This window comes from Coriobacteriia bacterium (assembly GCA_013334745.1).
Lineage (GTDB): Bacteria > Actinomycetota > Coriobacteriia > Anaerosomatales > JAAXUF01 > JAAXWY01.
On record JAAXWY010000002.1, the window covers coordinates 98,689 to 119,157 of the forward strand.

General features: G+C 61.9%; 17 protein-coding genes and 1 tRNA gene. 2 read left to right on the forward strand and 16 right to left on the reverse strand.

All coding sequences use genetic code 11. The features are described 5' to 3' along the window. Positions 1-26 precede the first annotated feature (26 nt). The 4 genes from HGB10_01470 to HGB10_01485 all read right to left on the reverse strand — a co-directional run bounded on the left by HGB10_01470 (position 27) and on the right by HGB10_01485 (position 3,985). A complete protein-coding gene (locus HGB10_01470; GenBank protein ID NTU70484.1) occupies positions 27-1,682 on the reverse strand; it encodes a PAS domain S-box protein in 1,656 nt (551 codons plus the stop codon). 197 nt (positions 1,683-1,879) lie between these two features. After that, positions 1,880-3,169 carry a hypothetical protein gene (locus HGB10_01475; protein ID NTU70485.1) on the reverse strand — a complete coding sequence of 430 codons (1,290 nt, stop codon included), beginning with the start codon at positions 3,167-3,169 and terminating at the stop codon, positions 1,880-1,882. 266 nt (positions 3,170-3,435) lie between these two features. Next, positions 3,436-3,512 (reverse strand) — tRNA-Ile (locus tag HGB10_01480). 62 nt (positions 3,513-3,574) lie between these two features. Then, a complete protein-coding gene (locus tag HGB10_01485; protein NTU70486.1) occupies positions 3,575-3,985 on the reverse strand; it encodes a YjbQ family protein in 411 nt (136 codons plus the stop codon). 82 nt (positions 3,986-4,067) lie between these two features. Here HGB10_01485 and HGB10_01490 point away from each other — a divergent pair, with 82 nt between their 5' ends. Further along, positions 4,068-4,565: a bifunctional nuclease family protein gene (locus tag HGB10_01490; protein NTU70487.1), complete on the forward strand. Its 498-nt coding sequence runs from the start codon at positions 4,068-4,070 to the stop codon at positions 4,563-4,565. A gap of 54 nt (positions 4,566-4,619) precedes the next feature. Here the strand turns inward: HGB10_01490 and HGB10_01495 are convergent, their stop codons facing one another. From HGB10_01495 to HGB10_01550, 12 genes are all read right to left on the reverse strand, one after another. Continuing rightward, positions 4,620-5,825: an FtsX-like permease family protein gene (locus tag HGB10_01495; protein NTU70488.1), complete on the reverse strand. Its 1,206-nt coding sequence runs from the start codon at positions 5,823-5,825 to the stop codon at positions 4,620-4,622. Beyond that, positions 5,822-6,607: an ABC transporter ATP-binding protein gene (locus tag HGB10_01500; GenBank protein NTU70489.1), complete on the reverse strand. Its 786-nt coding sequence runs from the start codon at positions 6,605-6,607 to the stop codon at positions 5,822-5,824. The genes HGB10_01495 and HGB10_01500 overlap by 4 nt, the downstream gene beginning before the upstream one ends. 96 nt (positions 6,608-6,703) lie before the next feature. Then, positions 6,704-8,170 carry an efflux RND transporter periplasmic adaptor subunit gene (locus HGB10_01505; protein NTU70490.1) on the reverse strand — a complete coding sequence of 489 codons (1,467 nt, stop codon included), beginning with the start codon at positions 8,168-8,170 and terminating at the stop codon, positions 6,704-6,706. A gap of 126 nt (positions 8,171-8,296) precedes the next feature. Next, on the reverse strand, positions 8,297-9,001 hold the full coding sequence (locus HGB10_01510) for an HAD family hydrolase (protein NTU70491.1): 705 nt from the start codon (positions 8,999-9,001) through the stop codon (positions 8,297-8,299). 11 nt (positions 9,002-9,012) lie between these two features. Further along, entirely contained in the window at positions 9,013-11,637 is a 2,625-nt protein-coding gene (gene gyrA / locus HGB10_01515; protein ID NTU70492.1) for a DNA gyrase subunit A, read from the reverse strand. Next, positions 11,638-12,156, reverse strand: a complete 519-nt coding sequence (locus HGB10_01520) for a hypothetical protein (protein ID NTU70493.1) — start codon at positions 12,154-12,156, stop codon at positions 11,638-11,640. Positions 12,157-12,186: 30 nt separating this feature from the next. Continuing rightward, complete coding sequence (gene gyrB / locus HGB10_01525) at positions 12,187-14,148, reverse strand: DNA topoisomerase (ATP-hydrolyzing) subunit B (protein ID NTU70494.1); 1,962 nt, start codon at positions 14,146-14,148, stop codon at positions 12,187-12,189. A 77-nt stretch (positions 14,149-14,225) separates the two neighbouring features. Next, a complete protein-coding gene (locus HGB10_01530) occupies positions 14,226-14,777 on the reverse strand; it encodes a DUF721 domain-containing protein (GenBank protein NTU70495.1) in 552 nt (183 codons plus the stop codon). Continuing rightward, the gene (recF, locus tag HGB10_01535) at positions 14,774-15,865 is read right to left on the reverse strand and encodes a DNA replication/repair protein RecF (GenBank protein ID NTU70496.1); all 1,092 of its coding nucleotides are present in this window, start codon (positions 15,863-15,865) and stop codon (positions 14,774-14,776) included. Before recF ends, HGB10_01530 begins: the two co-directional genes overlap by 4 nt. Positions 15,866-15,868: 3 nt before the next feature. After that, positions 15,869-16,969: a DNA polymerase III subunit beta gene (gene dnaN, locus HGB10_01540; protein NTU70497.1), complete on the reverse strand. Its 1,101-nt coding sequence runs from the start codon at positions 16,967-16,969 to the stop codon at positions 15,869-15,871. 251 nt (positions 16,970-17,220) lie between these two features. Beyond that, positions 17,221-18,612, reverse strand: a complete 1,392-nt coding sequence (gene dnaA, locus HGB10_01545; GenBank protein ID NTU70498.1) for a chromosomal replication initiator protein DnaA — start codon at positions 18,610-18,612, stop codon at positions 17,221-17,223. 22 nt (positions 18,613-18,634) lie between these two features. Next, positions 18,635-19,348 carry a histidine kinase gene (locus HGB10_01550; protein NTU70499.1) on the reverse strand — a complete coding sequence of 238 codons (714 nt, stop codon included), beginning with the start codon at positions 19,346-19,348 and terminating at the stop codon, positions 18,635-18,637. A 975-nt stretch (positions 19,349-20,323) separates the two neighbouring features. Here HGB10_01550 and rpmH point away from each other — a divergent pair. Continuing rightward, positions 20,324-20,458, forward strand: coding sequence for a 50S ribosomal protein L34 (rpmH, locus tag HGB10_01555; GenBank protein ID NTU70500.1), 135 nt, complete (start codon positions 20,324-20,326; stop codon positions 20,456-20,458). The last annotated feature ends 11 nt before the right edge of the window (positions 20,459-20,469 follow it).

Consider the following 20,469-nt stretch of genomic DNA (forward strand, 5'->3'; position numbering starts at 1 on the left):
GCAAACGGCGCGATTGACTCGTGCCGCTAGTACACGTCCTCCTCGGCGGACACACCGAAGACGCACTCCACGCCATTCCACTTTCCGAACCATATGCGCGTCTGAACCGGCACTATCTCGCCGTCCTTGGTGATGAGCGGCAGCGTACAACTGTCGCGATCGCCCCTGAGAATCGCGTCGAACACAGCCTCGGCATCCTCTCGGGCCTCGGCGGGATGAAGATCGAGGATGTGCATACCGTCGAGATCCGACTCGTCGTAGCCGAGCCTCTCGCGAAGCGCGGAGTTGCTCCGGATGATTCGCCCATCGACGGTGGCGACCGAAACCATGTCGTCGATCGCCTCGAAGAAGGCGCTGAAGTTCTCTTCGCTTTCGCGGAGGGCGACGTCGGCCCGCATACGCTCAACCGTCACCGCGAAACTCTTCGCGGTCGCCTTCAGCAAGCTCGCCTCGGTCTCGGTCCACGCCCGCTCGCCCTTACACACGTCAAAGCCGATGAAGCCCCAGATCTTGCCGTTGGCCTCGATTGGGAGGGCGAGCAGAGACACGATGTCCTGTGGCTCGAGTGCATCACGTTCATCCTGCGGGAAGTCCACTACGTTCCCGGCGATGTAGCCTCCAGCGACGAACGTGTCGTACCACCTCGGTGCAACGTCATCCCACGGAATGTCCTGCAGGTCGGGGTTGTCGATCTGTGCGTCGACGTCATCGACGGACCACTCATAACGCTGCGACAGTAGGCCTCTCGTTCCAGGCTCGCCGGGGATGTTTTCGAAGATGTAGACGCGGTCGACACCGGTAGCCTGGCCCAACTCGCACAGGGCGTCAGCGATGTTGGCGCCCGTGAGTTCCTTCTCGGAGAGCATGCAGTCGGTCACCCGCGCGAGACCGGAGAGCAGCGCATCACGCGAGCGTAGGGCCTCCTCCGCCTGCTTGCGCTTACTGATGTCGCGCGCGAACCCCACCGTGCCGAGCAGCTGTCCGGAGCCGTCGATGACCGGCGCCTTGAACGTCTCGAACCAACGACGCTCCCCGCCCTCGGAGATCTCCTCTTCGACGTTCTTGGACTGTCGACTCTCGAGCACCGTCTTGTCGTCTGCGCGGTACGCATCTGCGAGATCTCTGGGCCACACGTCCAGGTCGGTGCGTCCTTCGACATCCGCAGGCGTTCCGCCCACGGAAGCCTGCGCGAACGCGCTGTTCACCGTGAGAAAGCGGCTCTCGGTGTCTTTGAGCCATACCAGGAACGGGAAGTTGTCGACCAGCGCCCGCAGATAGCCCTCGCGCTCGCCGATCGTGTTCTGGGCCTCGCGCAGCTCAGTCACTTCACGGGCGATGCCGAGAATGCCGATGGGATTGCCGGCCTCATCGAATGCGGGCGTCTTGACCGTCTCCACCAAGGCGCGACGACCATCCGATGCGTACGTGATCCATTCCTCATTGACCGTTGGCGCGCCGGCGGCGGCAGCGTTGCGGTCATGCTCACGGAAGGAGTCGGCGATCTCGGCGTCGACGAAATCGTAGTCGGTCTTCCCAATGATCTCGGCCTCCGTCACCCCGAAGAAGCGGGCGAAGGACGGATTGCAGCTCAGGTATACACCCTCGTTGTCCTTGAGCCACACTAAATCGGGGATCGTCTCAAGAATCAGACCGAGCAGTCGATCAGCCTTGTTGGGGCACATAATTCTTCCTCACCCAAGTATGTGCTTCAGTTTCATAAGCCGGCACGTATGCCGGGGAGGCGCCCCAACGCCTGCACCATAGTACCGATTCAGCACAGACTATGCTCGGGTTGCCCATCCCGCAAGAACGGCCGTTCCCCCACAGAGAGTCTCTACCCGAGAACCGCGACCCTGACTCTCGTTACTGGCGTGTCCTATCAGTACACCGAAATCGACTTGGGTGAGGTGTAGAGCGTGACCCCTGGGCCGTTGAGCCGAACACGCCAGTACGCCTTGCGGGTGAGCGCTGGCGTGCTGATCGAGTAAGTTCCGGTCGAGGTGGTCTTGCCGGACTTGATGTTCGTCCAGGACTTCTTCGTGTAGGAGCGCTGGAGGGTGATCGAGGTCGACGCGAACCTTGCCCCGGCGTACCCGCTTGCGATTCCCGTCAGCTTCGCCGTCTTGCGCTTGCGAACCTTCGTGGGCGCCTTGACGCTCACGGTGCGTGATCCGAGCGACTTGTAGTAGACCTGCGAGCCTGACTGCTCCCAGACGAGCCGATTCCCCGATATCGCCGGGTGTCGCTGTTCCACGTCCTCCGTTGTCACGCGAGTAGTCTGCCCGGTCACGAGATCGCGGGCGTAGATGTCGCCATTGCCCGTGCGATAGTCGGTCCAGACCACGAGCGGCCACGAGACGTCGGCGGATCGCTGATTCGATGCGTAGGGGGCGATGGCGCGTCCCGTATTCGTCGCCATGTTCCAGGCGTAGATGTCCTCGGTGCCGTTCCGGTCGTCGGTCCACACAACCCAATCGCCCTCGGCAGCCGGATCGTACTGGTTGCCGGCTGGTTCGGTCGGGTCGATGTTGCCCCAGCCGCTCGTGCCCAGTTCTAGGGAGAGGATGTCGGCGTTGCCGTTCACGCGACTATCGGACCAGAACGCGTACTTGTTGGTCAACGCGACCGGGGACAGCCCGTACTGGGGGTGGATCAGCGTACCGGTGGAAAGCTGCCACTCGTCGTTGGTGGTCGTGTCCACGAGGTAGGCCCAGTTGCCGCTGCTGGTGTACGTGACCCACTTACCGTTCACGTCGGGGGCGAAGGCTCCCGTGTTGGGGGCGGCGAAGAACAACCCTGAGTTCAGTGCGATCCCGAAGACGAGCGACATCGAGACGGGCGTGGCGAACTGGAACTCGTCGAACACGACCCGGTCGCCCTGAATCCGGGGGATTCCCGACTGGTACTGTCCGCTGGTCAAAGGCGCGGTCTGTCCCGTCGAGAGGTTGCGTGTGTAGATGTAGTACTTGAGGCCGCCCGTAGTGGTCACTTGGTTCCATACGACTTGCGACCCCGAGATATCCGGTGCTCCAGCCCCATTGGCGAGCAGTGTGCCGGTCGCGTGGGCGGACTGTGGAACGAGTGTGGCGGCCAGTATTGCCATGAGCATCGCTACGACGAGGATACTGGTGTCCCGCCGAGCGGTTGCGGTGAGCGCTGCGTTGTTCATGGTCGATCCCCTCGTTTCGCAAGACGTACCTCGGTGAATCGGGATGGCTGGCCAGCGCCGCCGGTCCGGATGTCAACCAAATGCTACTTATACCGTAGCAATTACGATGCCCGGTTGTCCGCTGGGGTGCGCAGTGAGCTCTCGAGATCGCGGTGTTTTGGGGTTCTGGCTTCATGTAGGCCCGCTTTGCCACCAGCGCGGCACGCACGGTCTCCGGCCCAACATGAAGACAGACGGCCCGCTGGGCCGTCTGAATGATGCGTTCATGGTGGGCCCGGGAGGACTCGAACCTCCGACCTCACGGTTATCAGCCGTGCGCTCTAACCAGCTGAGCTACGGGCCCGTTTCCGAGCGAAATGCTCGCATACCTTATACCAGCCCTCTTCGGACGGTCAAGGAAGCGTCTCAGACGGCGTCGCCAAGCGCTGTGACCAGCACCTTTCTGGTCCGCGGCCCGTCGAACTCGCCGAGGTAGATGCCCTGCCATGTCCCGAGCGCCATGCGCCCACCCGTAAGCGGCACCATCACGCTCGATCCGAGCAACGACGCCTTGATGTGCCCGTCGCTGTTTCCTTCGCGGTGCAGATACCCCGCGCCTCGCGGAGCGATTCGCTCGAGCCCCGCGAGCAGGTCGGTCACGACATCGGGGTCCGCGTTCTCGTTGATGGTCAGTCCCGCGGTGGTGTGTGGGCAATAGACCACCACGACGCCCGTCGAGATACCACACGCAGCAACGGCGTCTGCGACCTGCGCCGTGATGTCGACGAGTTGTTCTCGGCGTCCGGTTTGGACCTCGAACTGCATCTCGGCCTCCATGGTCGTCGGTCCGCTGGCGTATGATTGGAGCAGGCGGATTCCCGCCCTCAGCCATTCTCTCACTCTCGCGGAGGCTCGTTCGATGATTCAGGTTCGTATCGCTAGCCTTGCGCTCGACGCTCGGTCCAACCAGCCGGTCGTCATCCTGAAGCGCGTCGATGAGGGCCCGGGCGAGGGACTCGTGCTCCCCATCTGGATCGGGCACCCCGAGGCGACGGCGATTCTACTCGCACTCGAAGGCGCCGAGCCCCCGCGTCCCATGACCCACGACCTCATGCGCAACATGCTGGAGTCGCTCGACACCTACGTGGAGCGCATCGAGATCACGCGGGTCGAAGAGAGCACCTTCTTCGCGTCGATCATGCTGCGCGGCGAGGAGCGCACCCGCGTCGTCGACGCGCGGCCGTCCGACTCGATCGCGCTCGCAATCCGCATGCAGGCGCCGATTTACGTCGCCGACGAGGTCTTCGCGAAGGCGGGGGTTCCCGATGAGTCGCACCCAGACATCGACGAGGAGGCCGAACTCGCTGCGTTTCGTGAGTTCCTGGACTCGGTCGACCCCGAGGACTTCCAGAGCTAGTCGCGACATCCGGTCAGCGGGCCGCTCGAAGTCGCGGCCCCGCGTTCCAGCACGCTATTCGTAGCGCAGTGCCTCGATCGGGTCGAGACGAGACGCCCTAAACGCCGGGTACACCCCGAAGAACACGCCCACCGCCGCCGAGAACACGAACGCCAGCACGACCGCCCACGGCGTGACAACCGCAGGCACGATCGGCTTGAGCAGAAGCGCACCACCAGCGCCCACGAGAATGCCGGTTGCGCCGCCCAGCACGGAAAGCACGATCGCCTCGATCACGAACTGGCTCAAGATGTCGTACGTGCGTGCGCCGACGGCCTTGCGGATGCCGATCTCTCGGGTACGCTCCGACACGCTCACCAGCATGATGTTCATAATCCCGATGCCGCCCACCAAGAGCGAGATACTGGCCAGCCCCGCGAGCATCGCCGTCAGCGTTCCCAGCAGTGTCGAGAGCAGCCCGAGCGTCTGCTGCTGCGTGAACACGGTGAACTGGTCCTTGAACTTGGGTTTGAGAATCTGCTGCATGCGCACCTTGAGCAGTTCGACGTCGTCAGCGTTGATCGCCTTGACGATGATCGAGCTGATGTCCTTGCTGCTCAACAACTGCTGCGCGGTGGTCACCGGCATGTAGACGGTGTTGTCCTGGTCGCCCGAGAACGACCCGCCCATCGCCTCGAAGTGGCCGATGACCGTGAACGGCTGCCCATCGACGGATACCGTGCGCCCTACGGGGTCTTGCCCCGGGAACAGCTGGTCTCGCACGGTGGCCCCGATCAGGATGACGCGCCTGGCCGACACCACCTCGGCCCGGTTGTAGAAGCGCCCTCCCGAGAGCGTAGCGGTAAACACCTCCATGGCGAACTCGTTGCCCGCCGATATGGACGTCCGCCAGTCCTTGTTGCCAACCTTGAGCGCGGTCGCGCCCTGGATGACCGGCACGACGATGCCGTCCGCACCGAGGCGCACCTGCAGTGACTGCGCGTCGTCGAGCGTGAACTGCTTGCGAATCGACATGCCCGGTCCTCCGGGTCCGCCTCCCCCGCCGCCACTCTCGCTGTAGTCGCCCGGGAACACGAACAGCAGGTTTGATCCGAGCCCCTCGATCGAGCCGGTCACCTGCTCTTGAACGCCGGTGCCTATGGACACCAGCAGAATGACCGCTGCCACGCCGATGATGACGCCGAGCATGGTGAGCGCACTTCGCACCTTGTTCGCGGCAAGCGCCCGTATGGCGATGCGGAACGACTCGACGAGGTTCACTGATGCACCCCCGTGTTCACGGAGAGTCCTCCGAGATCGCCCTCGGTGAGTGCATCGGCATCTAGGGTCGCAACCTCACTGCTTGCGATGATTCGCTGCTCAACGCACTCGTTGAGCACGACGCGCCCGTCTCGGATGTGTACGACGCGCTGCGCATGCCTGGCGACTCGGGCGTCGTGCGTGACGAGCACGACGGTGATGCCTTGATCGTTGAGGTCCTGAAGGATCGACATGACCTCGACGCCGCTACGCGAGTCCAAGTTGCCGGTCGGTTCGTCGGCGAGCACGATACTCGGCTCGGTGACCAATGCGCGGGCGATCGCCACGCGCTGCTGCTGGCCACCGGAGAGCTGGTTGGGCATGTGGCCGAGCCGGTTGCCGAGACCCACGCGCTCCAGCGCCTCCTTCGCTCGCCGTGCCCGCTCCCCCGCCGAGACTCCGGCGTAGATCAGCGGCAGCTCGACATTGGCCTGCGCCGTGGTGCGCGCGAGCAGGTTGAACGACTGGAAGACGAAGCCGATCCGCTTGTTGCGAACCGAGGCCAGCTGGTTGGGCTCCATCCCCGAGACGTCCTCGCCATCAACGGACACGGTGCCCGTCGTGGGGTGATCGAGCAGCCCCACGATGTGCATGAGCGTGGACTTGCCCGAGCCCGACGGACCCATGATCGCGAGCATCTCACCGCGACAAACCTCGAGATCGACCGCGCGCAAGGCGTTGACCTCGACCTCGTCGAGGACATAGCACTTCGAGACGCCCTGGGCGCTGAGTACGGCATCGATCGCGCATGCCGGACCATGCACCGCATCGCGTGCGCCGTGTGCGCCCGCTTCAGGCCGTTCGACATACCCGGGGTCGGGCTCGGTCACCGCCGGCTGCTAGTTCTTCACGGTGACGGCCATGCCGTCGGTGTAGGTGGTCGGGCTCGCGAGTGCGACCACGTCGTCTTTCTTCAGGCCATCGAGTATCTCGACGTCGGTATCGGTCTGCGCTCCGATAGTGATAGTGGTCTTGGCGAGCTTGCCATCGACGACCTTGTACACGAAGTTGGTGCCGTTCTCATTGAACAGCGCCTCGAGCGGAATCGTCAGCGCACTCGGAATCGAGGACACCTTGATGGTGGTGTCGCCCTTCATTCCGATCAGGATGGTCTTGCCGGTGTCCTGCATCACGAGCTCAACCGGGAAGATCGTGCCCCCCGTAGCCGTGGGCTGCGCCGCCGAGCTGATGTGAGTGACCTTTGTCTTGAACGACTGTCCGGGGAACGAGTCGAGGGTGATTTCGGACTCCATGCCCACGCGAACGCGATCGATGTCCGCCTCGTCGACTTCGGCGACGAAGGTCGATCCGCCCAGGTCGACCACGGAGAACGGTGCCGACTGCGGTGCAACGGCGGCCTTCTCGGCGGCCTTCGGCGTCTCGCCGTCAGAGCCCGGCGTACCTACCGCGTTGAAGAACACGGTTCCGTCGATCGGCGCAACCAGCGTGGCGTCGCCCAGGTTGTTCTCGGCGAGTTCAAGCGCCTTCTTCGCCTGCGTAACAGCCGCGGCAGCCGCGGACTTCTGGCTTGCGGGATCGGCCGCCTGCGCCTTCTTGAGAGAGGACTGCGCGGCCTTGTATGCGGCGTACGCCGAAGCGACACCGGCATTCGCCGATGAGTGCGCCGAGCCGAGGTCGGTCGCCACGAGTCCGTCGTAGGTGGCCTTCGCGCTCAGGTATCCGGCGTACGCCGACTTCTTGGCCGTCAGCGCGGCGGTGGTCGTCGGCGATGTCGAACCGTATGCGATGAGGGCCGCATCGTAGGCGTCGGTCGCGTTGTCGTACGCGGAGTCGGCGGCGTCCTTGGCAGCCTCGGCTGCATCGAGCTGCCCCTGAGTCGGGGCCTTGGATGACACGTCACCCGCGGCATCCTTCGCGGCCAGCCACGCCTTCTTCGTCGCAGTGACATTAGCCTTGGCAGCGGTCACGTCTCCCGACGAGACGGCCTGTGCGTCAACGTTGTCGTAGGCGGACTGCGCCTGTGCAAGACCCGCCTTCGCCTGCTTGACCGCGTACTCGAGCGGACCGGTATCCATCTTTGCGATGCGGTCGCCCGCCGTGACGGTCTCGCCGTCACTCACATATACGAACGCAAGGGTTCCTGCGGTAGGCGGATAGACGTCGGCGCGCACGCCGGCCTGCACCTTGCCCGATGCGGAAACGGTGACCCCAAGGTCGGCCTGTGACACCGTGGCCGACTTGATCTGAGTGCCCCCACCCCCCGCCTTCAGAGCGAACGAGGCGGCAACTCCCCCCACGACCAGCAGGGCAACCACGGCGATGATGAGCTTCGTTCTCTTTGACACGCCATCCTCCTCGAGACCCGCTCCGTTCGCCTCGCGCCACCCCACTACCGGCGCTCATCGGCGTTCCCGCCATTGTTCCACATCGCGGCTCCGAGTACTCACCCTGAGCCGTGAATCTTCACACTGTTACACTGCCCCCTCGCGCGCCTGTCGTGCAGCCGCGAGCGCATCCGCCAGGTCACCGAGACACCCGAGTGCTAGTGTCGGCCCCGGCTCGAGCACGCGTTCAGCGAACGGGCCCCACAGCGCGGCCACTCCAACCGCACCAGCCGCACGGGCGGCATTCATGTCGTGAGGGCTATCGCCCACATACGCGCAGCGAGAGATGTCGACCCCGAGCCTGCGTGCGGCCTCGAACAGTGGCTCGGGCTCGGGCTTGTGGATCGTCGTGTCCTCGTATGCAACGACCTCATCGAAGTAGCCTTCGAGGTCGAACGCCGCCATCCCCCGCTGCGCGACCGGCCCGCTCTTGGACGTGACCACCGCCAAGCGGTAGCCGGCCTCCTTGAGCTGGGCAAGCGCCTCTGCTGTACCGGGGTATCCGCACACGAGTTCGTCGTGCACGACCGCGTTGTGGGCCCTGTACGAAGCGAGCAGTTCCTCTGCCCGCTCCGGTGCGAACTCACGCATCTGTACGATCAGCGGAACGCCGACGTTGTGCATCAGCACCTCATCCGGCAGCGCCTCGCCGAGAACCGTGGTCGTGGCGTGCCTCATCGACGCGAGGATGAGATCCATCGTGTCGATGAGCGTACCGTCAAGATCGAACAGCACGACCTCTACTTCTGCGAGTCTACGCTCCGACCCGCCCGACCCATTTGCCTCAGGCATGCGGCGTTTCGCTACTCCTCGAGCTCTGCGGCTTCTGCGTCCTCGGCGTCCTCGAACTCCTCGGCCATGAGGTCTTCGGTTTCATCATCGATGTCCGTGCTGTCAGCCGTCACGGCGTCCGACTCGGCTCCGGGCTCCAGCAGCGAACCCTGACCCTCGCCGATCCCGCGGGCCTTCGGCGGCTTCTTCTTGCCTCCGCTGACTCGGGCGATGGCGCACACGCGGTCCGTCTCGGCGACGTTCATGACCTTGACGCCCTGCGTCGAGCGGCCGAGCTTGGAGATGTCGTCGGCCTTGACCCGGATGACGACGCCTTCCTCGGAGATCAGCATGAGTTCGTGCTGCGGTAGGACTATCTTCATGCCCGTGAGCGGGCCCTTCTTCGGTGTGACCTGGATCGTCTTGACGCCCTGACCGCCTCGGTGGTGTTCGGGGTACTCGCCAACCGTGGTGCGCTTGCCGTAGCCGCGCTCGGTGACTACGAACAGTTCGGCGTTGTCGGGGGCGATCTCCATGCCGAGAATCGCATCGCCCGGCTTGACCTTCATGCCGTGCACGCCCATCGTGTCGCGGCCCATCGGGCGAGCTTCAGCCTCATCCCACTTGATGGCCTTGCCCGACGTCGACACCATCATCACGCGCTCGCCCGTCTTCACGCGGCGAACCGAGATCAGCTCATCGTCGTCACGCAGGTTGATTGCAATGATGCCGTCACGACGCGAGCGGTCGTACGCTTGGATGGCGGTCTTCTTCACCATGCCGTGCTTGGTTGCGAACATGAGGAACTCGTCCGCCGAGAACAGCTTGGTGTTGATGACCGCAGCGATACGCTCGGTCTGCTCGAACGGAAGCAGGTTCACGACCGCGGTCCCGCGTGCGTGACGCGAGCCCACGGGGAGCTCGTGCACCTTCATGCGATAGACCTTGCCACGCGTCGAGAAGATGAGCACGTAGTCGTGAGTACTGGCGATGAACAGGTGCTCGACGAAGTCGCTGTCCTTGAGGTTGACGCCCTGGAGGCCCTTGCCGCCGCGCTTCTGCTGACGATACGTCGCCACAGGCAGGCGCTTCACGTATCCGGCCTTGGTGATGGTGACGACCATGTCCTCCTCGGCGATGAGGTCTTCGACATCGAGGTCCTTGGCTGCGTTTGAGATGTCGGTACGACGCTTGTCCGCGAACTTGTGGCGGATCTCGCCGAGCTCGTCCTTCACGATCTGGAGTACGAGCTTCACGTCGCCCAGCACCTGCTGGAACCAAGCGATCTTCTTGCGAAGCTCCTCAAGCTCCGCCTCGATCTTGTGCCGCTCGAGGCCGGTGAGGCGACGCAGTCGCATCTCGAGGATCGCGTCGGTCTGAATCTCCGAGAGACCAAAACGCGCAATAAGGCTTGCCTTCGCTTCGGCGTCATCCGCGCTGGCGCGAATGATCTTGATGACTTCGTCGATGTTGTCCAGCGCGATGACGTAGCCCTCGAGGATATGGGCGCGCTCCTCGGCCTTACGCAGTTCGTACTTGGTGCGACGGGTGATGACGTCCTTCTGGTGCTCGATGTAGTAGCTCAGCACCTCTTTGAGCGTGAGGGTGCGCGGCACGCCATCGACGAGCGCCAGCATGATCACGCCGAAGCCCTGCTGCAGCTGGGTGTGCTTGTAGAGCTTGTTGAGAACCACCTGCGGGATGCCGGCGTTCGTCTTGAGCTCGATGACGACTCGCATGCCTTTGCGGTCCGACTCGTCGCGCAGGTCCGATATCTCGGTGAGCTTCTTCTCGCGCACGAGATCAGCGATCTTCGTGACGAGCTTGGACTTGTTCACCTGGTACGGAATCTCGGTGATGATGATCCGCGTGCGCCCTGTCGAGGTCTGCTCGATGTGGGCCTTGCCGCGCACGGTGAGCGAGCCGCGACCCGTCTCGTATGCGGACCGGATGCCGTCCCGTCCCATGATCGTGCCGCCGGTTGGGAAGTCCGGTCCCGGGATCTTCTCCATCAACTCATCGAGCGTAGCCTCGGGGTTGTCGATGAGCAGCGTGGTCGCATCGATGACCTCGCCGAGGTTGTGTGGGGGGATGTTGGTCGCCATACCGACTGCGATACCCGCCGAGCCGTTGACCAACAGGTTGGGATAGCGGCTGGGCAGGACCCTCGGCTCGGTGAGCGACTCGTCGTAGTTCGGCCCGAAATCGACCGTCTCCTTGTCGAGATCGCGAAGTAGCTCGATCGCGAGCCGGTGGAGGCGCGACTCCGTGTAGCGCATGGCCGCCGCCGAGTCGCCGTCAACGGAGCCGAAGTTGCCGTGGCCATCGACGAGCGGTGCCCTCATGGCGAAGGGCTGCGCCATACGGACCATGGTGTCGTAGACGGCGGAGTCACCGTGCGGGTGATACTTGCCGATGACTTCGCCGACGGTCCACGCCGACTTCTTGTAAGGGCGGGTCGGCGTCAGGCCCGACTCGTTCATGGCGTAGAGAATGCGTCGATGGACCGGCTTGAGGCCGTCGCGGACGTCCGGTAGGGCTCGGGAGACGATAACGCTCATCGAGTACTCGAGGAATGAGTTCCTGAGCTCCGTCTGGATCTCGACTGGGATCGTGATCGTCCCGCTTGTGTCGATCGTCCCGTTGTCGTCTGTCACTTAGAGCACTCCTTGCCGTCGTAATGAACTGAAGACCACCCACACGCCGCCGGCCAGAAAGCCGATTCCGAACACGAGGGGCACCATCGCTATCAGTGTTGATGCCGAACCCGAGCCCTTCGGTGACGCCAGCGCCACCGCGCCCCATGTCGTCACCACCAGCCCAACAAACGCACTTACGACACCTGCCGCGAGCATGACTTTGTACTGCAGTCCCTCCGAGCTGGGCTCTTCGGCTTTGAGCCCTGCCAGCAATGCCTCGACGTGCTTCGGGTCGAGCTCTGCCGGCTGATCCGAGTCCGCCGGGTCGGCGTCCTCTGGCTCAACCGCTTGTGACGCGGCCGGCTCAGCCTGCACGGAAGGCTGTTCCTCGATCCTTGCGGTCTCGGCCTCCGCCGCCGGTTCTTCTCGGCGCTTCGCAAGCTCTTCGAACTGCTCCCGTTCCCACGGGGGCGGCTCGAACGACGGCTTGTCGCGCCGTTGTCCTGGCGGGAAATGAATGTCGCCGTCGTTTGCCATGTCCCCCTCGGATACCGTCGAACCCCGCGCTTAGATGTCGAGGAACCGGACGTCCCTCGCATGCCGTTGTATGAATTCCTTGCGGGGTTCGACCACATCGCCCATCAGGTCCTCGAAGTTCTTGAGCGCGAGAAGCTCGTTCTCCTGGTCAAGCTGCACCTGGAGCAGAGTGCGCTTCGACGGGTCCATGGTGGTTTCCCACAGCTGCTCGGGGTTCATCTCGCCGAGACCCTTGTAGCGCTGGATGTTGTATTTGGTCCCCTCGGGGAGCTTGCCCACAGCGTCCTGCATCTCCTTGTCGGAGTATGCGTAGGAGTGCTTCTTGCCCACGGATATCTTGTACAGGGGCGGCTGGGCGATGTAGAGGTAACCCTGTTCGATCAGCGATCGCATGAAGTTGAAGAAGAACGTCAGGATGAGGCAGCGGATGTGAGCTCCATCAACATCGGCGTCGGTCATGATGATGACCTTGTGGTACCGCGCCGTGCTCAGGTCGAAATCGGCCTCGATGTTGGTTCCCATGGCGGTGATGATCGCCTGGATCTCCTCGCTGGAAAGCGCCCTTGTGAGCCCGGCGCGCTGCACGTTGAGTATCTTGCCCCGCAGCGGCAGAATCGCCTGGAAACTCCTGTCGCGTGCCTGCTTCGCCGAGCCTCCGGCCGAGTCGCCCTCAACCAAGTAGATCTCGGCGAACGCGGCGTCGCGAATCGAGCAGTCGGCGAGCTTGCCGGGCAGCGTGGATGACTCAAGAAGACCCTTGCGGCGGGTCAACTCACGCGCCTTGCGCGCCGCAGCTCTTGCTTTTGCGGCCTGAGCCGACTTCGTGACGATGGCGCGTGCCGGCTTGGGGTGCTCCTCGAGGTACTCGGCGAGCCCCTGTGCGACGACCTGCTGCACGAGACCGCGCATCTCGGTGTTGCCGAGCTTCGTCTTTGTCTGGCCCTCGAACTGCGGGTCGCGCAGCTTGACCGAGATGATGGCTGCCAGGCCTTCGCGGATGTCCTCGCCGGAGAGGTTCTCGTCCTTCTCCTTCAGGATCCCCTGCCTGCGCGCGTACTCGTTGATGGTTCTGGTGAGAGCGTTCTTGAAGCCGTCGAGGTGGGTACCGCCCTCGTGGGTGTTGATGTTGTTGGCAAAGGCGAGCACGGAGTCCGAGTAGCTCGTGTTCCATTGCATCGCGATCTCGACAGCGCCCTCAGGCCCTTCAGCCTCGAAGTACACCGGCTTGCTGTGGATCGTCTCTTTGTTCTCGTTCAGGTACTTGACGAAGTCCACAATTCCGCCTGCGTAGCGGAACTCCTCAACCCGCGGCTCGAGTTCACGCTCATCGGTAAGCGTGATCTTGAGATTCTTGTTCAGAAACGCCGTCTCCCTGAAGCGGGTGGCGAGTGTGTCGTAGTCGTAGACGATCGTCTCGAATATCTCAGGGTCGGCCCAGAACGAGATCTTCGTCCCGGTTCCCTTGGCTTTGCCGCTCTTCTCAAGAGGGCCGGTGGCCTTGCCGTGATCGTATGTCTGGGTCCAGAGGGTGTTGTCGCGCTTGACCTCGACCTCGAGCTTCGAGGAGAGCGCGTTGACCACACTGGCGCCAACTCCGTGCAGACCACCGGACACCTTGTAGCCCTGGCCCCCGAACTTACCGCCGGCGTGGAGCACCGTGAGGATGACTTCGACTGTCGGCTTCTTGAGCTTGGGGTGCTTGTCTACCGGAATGCCTCGGCCATTGTCTGTGACACTGATGGCGTTGTCGGGATGAATGACAACCTCGACGGAGGTGCAGTAGCCGGCGAGCGCTTCGTCAACCGAGTTGTCCACGATCTCATAGACGAGATGGTGTAGTCCTTTGGGTCCCGTGGACCCGATATACATACCAGGCCGCTTACGAACGGCCTCAAGTCCTTCGAGTACCTGAATGTCTTTGCCTGAGTACGTGGCGTCCTTGGACACGCCGTCTCCTTTTCTGGCCGCGGACATGGAAGCGAAGGGCCCCATGTCGGGAGCCACGACATCTTGTGGTGACACACCCCATCGTACCACAACAACTTGGGTCAAACCCCCGCAAATGGGCCTTAGAGGCCGTCTCGCGCCCCCTCGCGGGAGGAATGGGAGGAGATACCCTTTTTCCACTCCAAATCCTTGATGGTGGCTCGTATGACCGCCTCGCGGAGTTCGTCGTCTTCGATGACCGATGCTGACTCGACGACTTGGGCACGCTCTATCTCTGTGAGCGGAACAGACTCCACCTTGTCCTCTTGGTCGAACTCCTCGGCCTTGGCGGCGGCCTCCTGCAGCGCTCGATCCTGTGAGACCTTTCTTGAGACACTGAACGACACCTTGTTGACTAGTTCCTTGCCGAGACCTTTGTTGATTTCAATCCGGTAGCGCTCTGAAAAGGCCGCGAGGTCGTTTGCGCGGGCGTGTGAGTCAACGTAGACGACCAAGACGCCATCTCGGATATGAACCCCTGTAGTGTGCGAGCTCACAACCTGTCCTGCTATCTGCTCCCACAACGCCGCCACCTTCGCGGCTGTCCCAGCGCCTGAGCTCTTGCGGTCCAGCCGACCAAGCAGCCCTTCCAGCCCGTCAGTAAGGGCTATGTGCTTGCCTTTCCGGTGCGTCATGGGATCGCCACCACCCTCGCGCGGTCAACGAGCGACTTCTCGAAGTAGCCCAGATTAGTCGTCGTGACCACCGTCTGCGCGATTCCCCCAACCGCCTCCGCGAGGGCGTGCCTCCTCGCCTCGTCGAGTTCAGACATGACGTCGTCGAGAAGCAGTAGTGGGGTCTGACCGGCAATCTCGCTGATCACTCCCACCTCCGCCAGTTTCCAAGCAAGCGCAATCGTCCTGGTTTGTCCTTGCGACGCATAAGCCCGGGCGTCTCTTCCCCCGACCTTGAATTCAACTTCATCTCGGTGTGGCCCTATCAGAGTCAGGCCCCTCGCCGCTTCTTCCTTGACCACGGCCGTGAGAGCGACATTCATAGCCTCTGCCATGTCTCCGGTTTCCGTGTCCGCCCCATTACGCTCCCAGGAGGGTACGTATCGTGCCGTAAGTGGCTCGTTCTCGGTAAGTGTGCCGTAGACCTCTGACATCTTCGAACTGATTCTTTCGAACAGGCGCTTCCTGTGACCGCAGAAGGCCGACCCGCTCGTCACGAGCTTCTCGGCGAGGACGGCGAGGGTGGCCTGATCCCCGTCGATGTCCTTCAGCGCCGCATTGCGCTGACGAACGATTCGCTCGTACTCCATCCTCGCCGCCAGGTAGCTGGCAGATAGCTGGTCTCCAACGCTATCAATTGCGGCGCGGCGTCTATCGGCTGAGTCCTTGACCATCCTCAGGTCGTCGGGAGTGAACACCACAGAGGGGATGATTCCGCTCGCTTCTGAGACCCGCCTACGCGCCTTGCCGTTGACCCTATACGCGCGCCGTCCGGCCTGCGTCACCCGGAGATTGATGTCGAGGCATCTGCCGTCGCCCTCTGCCTCCAGCTCCAGGTGTGCCTCGGGCTCCCCCCACTTGACCACCTCGTGCCATTGCGGCCGCCTGAAGGACTCGCCCGCTGTGAGCATTTGCAGCGCCTCAACGACGTTCGTCTTTCCGGCGGCATTCTCCCCGACCAAGATCGTCAGAGCCGGATCAGGATGAAGCTCGAACTCGCTGTAGCTACGAAAACACCGCAAGGACAGCCGTGTTACCGACAGGGCCAACTATCAGCCAATACGGACAGGCATAAGGAGATACAAGAAGCCGTCGTCCCCTTCAGTCTTTAACAGACCGGGCTTCAGGGGAGTCTCCACTTCCAGCCTGACCGTCTCCGCGTTAGCTGAGTTGATTCCATCCATCAAGAAGCCGTGATTGAAGGCTATCACCACGTCGTTACCTTCTGCCTTGACCATAAGGTCCTCGGAGGCGTCACCAACGTCTTGCGTGGTTGCTGAAAGCGAGAGGGTCTGATCGGCTACGTTCACCGAGATTCTGAGAGCCGTGTTGTGCAGCGCCATCAGCGAAACTCGCTTCACGGCCGCACTGAACTCTTCACGGGAGATGATCGCCGTGGTCTCAGCGGCCTTTGGAATGAGCTGCTTGTAGTTAGGGAACGATCCTTCGATCCGACGAGTGACAAAGACCGTCGAGCCGAATTCAAAGATGATCTGATTCTCGTTCACTCCGATAAGAACCCTCTCGCCGTCACCCGCGAGCCGGGTGACCTCTTCGAGAGCCTTTCCGGGGATGACCACTTCCGTGTCCTCTCCCGGCTTCTCTTCGAGAACAACCTCTCTGACCGCTAGCCGGTAGGAGTCGGTGGCCACCATCCGAGCACCAGGCCCGTCAATGGAGAACAGGATTCCTGTCAGGACCGCTCGTGTCTCGTCTCTGCTCACTGCACGGGACACTTGCTTGACCATCGCTGAGAGTGTTTCGGCTGGGATCGTAATCTGCTTATCGATCGCAACCTCCGGGAACTTCGGGAAGTCCCCCGGGTTGAGAGCCTTAACTGTGAAGGACGACTGCTGACAACGGACGTGAGCAACCTCCCCCTCCACCTCGATGGTTACCGCGGCCTCGGGAAGATTTCGAACTATGTCAGAGAGGAGCTTACCGGGAAGAACGGTCTGCCCCTCGCTCTCGACCAGCGCCGGCACGACACTGCGAATCGACACTTCAAGGTCTGTCGCCTGAAGCTGGATTTCTCCACCAGAGGCTACAACGAGAATTCCGGAAAGGATCGGCAGCGTGGAGCGAGCGGACATTCCCTTGCCGACGGTGGAGAGAGCTTCGAGGAGCTCGCTGCGAGCGATGCTGAACTTCATGTAGTGATCCTTTCCTTCAATCACCTAGCAGTAGAAGTAATAAGGCCTGTGGACATGTGTACATCCATCGTTCCAGCAGTTCACAGAAGGTGTATCTCATCAATTCTGACTGTGGACAGAGTGTTGCGCGAATCCACACTCTCCCCAGCCGGCGCTTCTGTCCATAACGAGTACCTGACTGTACCCAACTTCTCCCGATGTTGTCCCCAACCTTACCAACAACAACAGGACCCTTCTCCGACCGTCCGACCCTACGTCTTCTGCTTAATTACGTTCGTGAGCTGTTGTATCTGGTTGTAGACGTCACGCTGCTGCGTCATAAGCTTCCGGATCTTGGCCTCGGCGTGCATCACGGTTGTGTGGTCTCTCCCACCGAACTCTTCACCGATCTTAGGGAACGACATCTCAGTCATTTCTCGAGACAAGTACATCGCGATCTGCCGAGGATAGACGATCGACTGTGACCGCTTGCTGCCGACAAGCTCAGCCTGAGAGACGTTGAAGAATTTGCAGGTCTCACGCTGGATTGTAGCTATGGAGATGGGGCGAATCGAGTGCTCAGGGAACACCTTTAACAAGACCTCTTTCGCCATCTGCAGGTCAACGACCGGACGCTTTGAGAGAGCCAACCACGCGCCTATGCGGTGAATAGCGCCTTCCATCTCCCGGATGTTGGGAGTGGTTACATCGGCGATGTATGAGAGCACGTCCGCTTCAATCGGAAGACCCTCGGTTTCAACATAACGACGAAGAATTGCAAGACGAGTCTCGTAGTTGGGTGGCTGGATGTCGGCTGGAAGACCGCTGCCGAAACGTGAGCGATACCGCTCCTCCATATTGATGTCCTTAGGAGCCCTATCAGACGCGAGGACCACAGCCTTACCGCGCCGCTGCAGTTCGTTGAAGGTGTGGAAGAACTGCTCCTGGGTCCCCTCCTTCTTCTCCAAGAACTGTATGTCGTCGATCAACAACACGTCGACCGAACGGTACTTCTGCCGGAAGCGATCCGTGGTCTTGGATGGCAGCGAGTCGATGTAGTCGTTCGTAAACTGCTCAGAGGTCACATAGATGACCTTCTTCAGGGGGAAGTTCTCGGTCACGTAATGCCCTATAGCGTGGAGAAGGTGGGTCTTCCCAAGCCCCGGTCCACCAAAGATGAATAGAGGATTGAACTTAGCTCCCGGCATCTCCGCCACCGACAACGCGGCCGTTCTCGCGAAGGCGTTCGAGTCACCCACAACAAACGAGTCAAAGGTGTACTTCGGGTTGAAGGGGCTCTCGACCGGCGCAGCAGCGTGGTCGTCCGCCGCCACACGGGGCTGATCGCGAGAAAGCGAGGGTTCATCAGCCTCAGGGCGTGAGTCCACCATGGAGCCGTCGACGATTACGTTAAAGGTCAGAGCCACGCCGGTGACCGCAGTCAGCGCGGCACTTAGGCGAGGGGTATAGCGGTCAGCAAGCCACCCCCGGGCGAATTCGTTCTGCACTCCGACAATGAACACGGCGTCGTCGGTCAACTCCACGGGCCGCGCATGCTCGAACCAAGTATGGAAGCTCGTAGCGGTGATCTCAGGCCTGATGATGTCGAGTACTCCCGCCCACACCGCATCGATGTCTATCGATGGCGTGATGTGATCAGGCATAGCAGCAGGAGCCAGTGACGCATTATCGGGTGACAAGGTGATCCAGACTCCTCAGGCCGTCGTCGGTGAGCGTACGCTTGCCACCATCGCTAGAGATCAAGCCGAGCTCCTCAAGAGAGGCCAGGTCACGATACGCGGTGGACACACCACACCCGAGCTCGCGGGACACAAAGCTTGGGCCGGCAGAACCGGACTCCATGACCAAGGCCAAGACCTGCTTCTGCCGAGTCGACAACCGAATCCTGCTCAGGGGGGCGAATCCATCGAGCGGGGTCTGGTTGTCCTGCTGATGCCCCTGGGAGAACGGGCTAAGGCCCGACTCAGCCACCGTGTGCGTATCCGAGGGAAACTGTGTCTCACGTGCTCGCCGGCCACACACCGTGACAACCGAACCCCCACCAAGGTTGTCCTCGATAACAAGGCTGCCTCCGGAGAGGTTCAGAAAGTCCCGCACGATCGGAAGACCAGACCCCACTCCTCGGATGTAGCGCTTCATCTCGCCGTGGGCAGTTGTGAAGCCAGGCTGAACGGCCCGGACCTTATCACTGATGCCCGGACCTTGGTCGGCGAAGCGGACAGTCATCCCCTCATCCATGATGGAGACGACCGGCTCGGCGAAGTCCGCGTGGATGAAGTTCTCAGCCACCTCACGGATGGCGGCGTACGGCAGGGAGCCTCCCTGTTCCCGCGCGAGATCGTAGACGCGGGTCGTGAGGGCCTCGATGAACGCTTCCACCGAAGCCGGTTCAACATCTTCGACTCGAGGCGCGGCACCCGGAGACTCATACACAGCGACGCGCGCACGCGTACATATATAAGTGGTCGGAGCCGTAGGGGTGTCACTGATTGCGGGAGGGATCTGCAGGACCTGTGGTGGTGCGGGGTCATTCCCGCGCGTGGCGTCGGCCACATAAAACGATTTCATAGCCCCCAGCTTTCCAGACGTGCCGGATCAATGATGAGATGTGCACAGGTTAAGCAGCTCCGCGACCTAGAAAACGCCTGCTCTCACCCGTATCTACCGCCGGTCTCCCCCGGACTTTCCAACCCATCGCGCCTCTAACCAGCGGTTTCCGTGACTGTCCACAAGGCTTTCCACAACTGTGGAAAGAATGGCAAGCTGCCTGACCGAGGAAACCGCATTTGCCTGCTCGGGAAGCGCGTTTGCGAGGAAAGGAGCACCAGACCGTGTGGAAAGCGCTCCGATCATCGACTGTCGCTTGTGGAAACCCCGTGGAAGGTCGGGCGGCTCTCTTGGAAAGAGAAGCCGTGACGCTGGGCCACAGATTCGCGGCGTGGCGTAGAGGGCGATGAAAGGTAGATATGCTGCGCTGAGCGGCGCTTTTCAAGGTCAACAGTGCACTTATGCACAGGTTCTTGCGAGGGGCCGATGATAGCAAGTGGCGCCGGCGCCCACAACGCGCCTCAGGGAGTTGTCCACAGGTTCCACAAGCGTGAGTCCTGCGTTTTCCACAGTGTCCACAGATTCGCAAGGAGTTTTGCGAGGTCTTGAGCGGGGTTGGGCTTGGTGCGCAACGACTACAAGCATTCAGCACACACCACGCAGTTAGTAGTATGCTCCACGTCCGCATGCGGAGAACGGTGGGGTGTATTCACTCCGAGTACACGATGGTGATTGACACCCCGATTCACCCGCGCATATAATCGTCGGGCTTTGCCCCAGATCCAGGGGGCATCCCTAGGAGGAACAGTGAAGAGAACTTACCAGCCGAATGTTCGGAAGCGTGCGAAGACGCATGGCTTTCGTGCTCGCATGTCGACCCGGGGTGGCCGCGCCATCCTGGCCGCCCGCCGTCGCAAGGGACGCAAGGTCCTTAGCGCCTAGTGCCGCCAGGC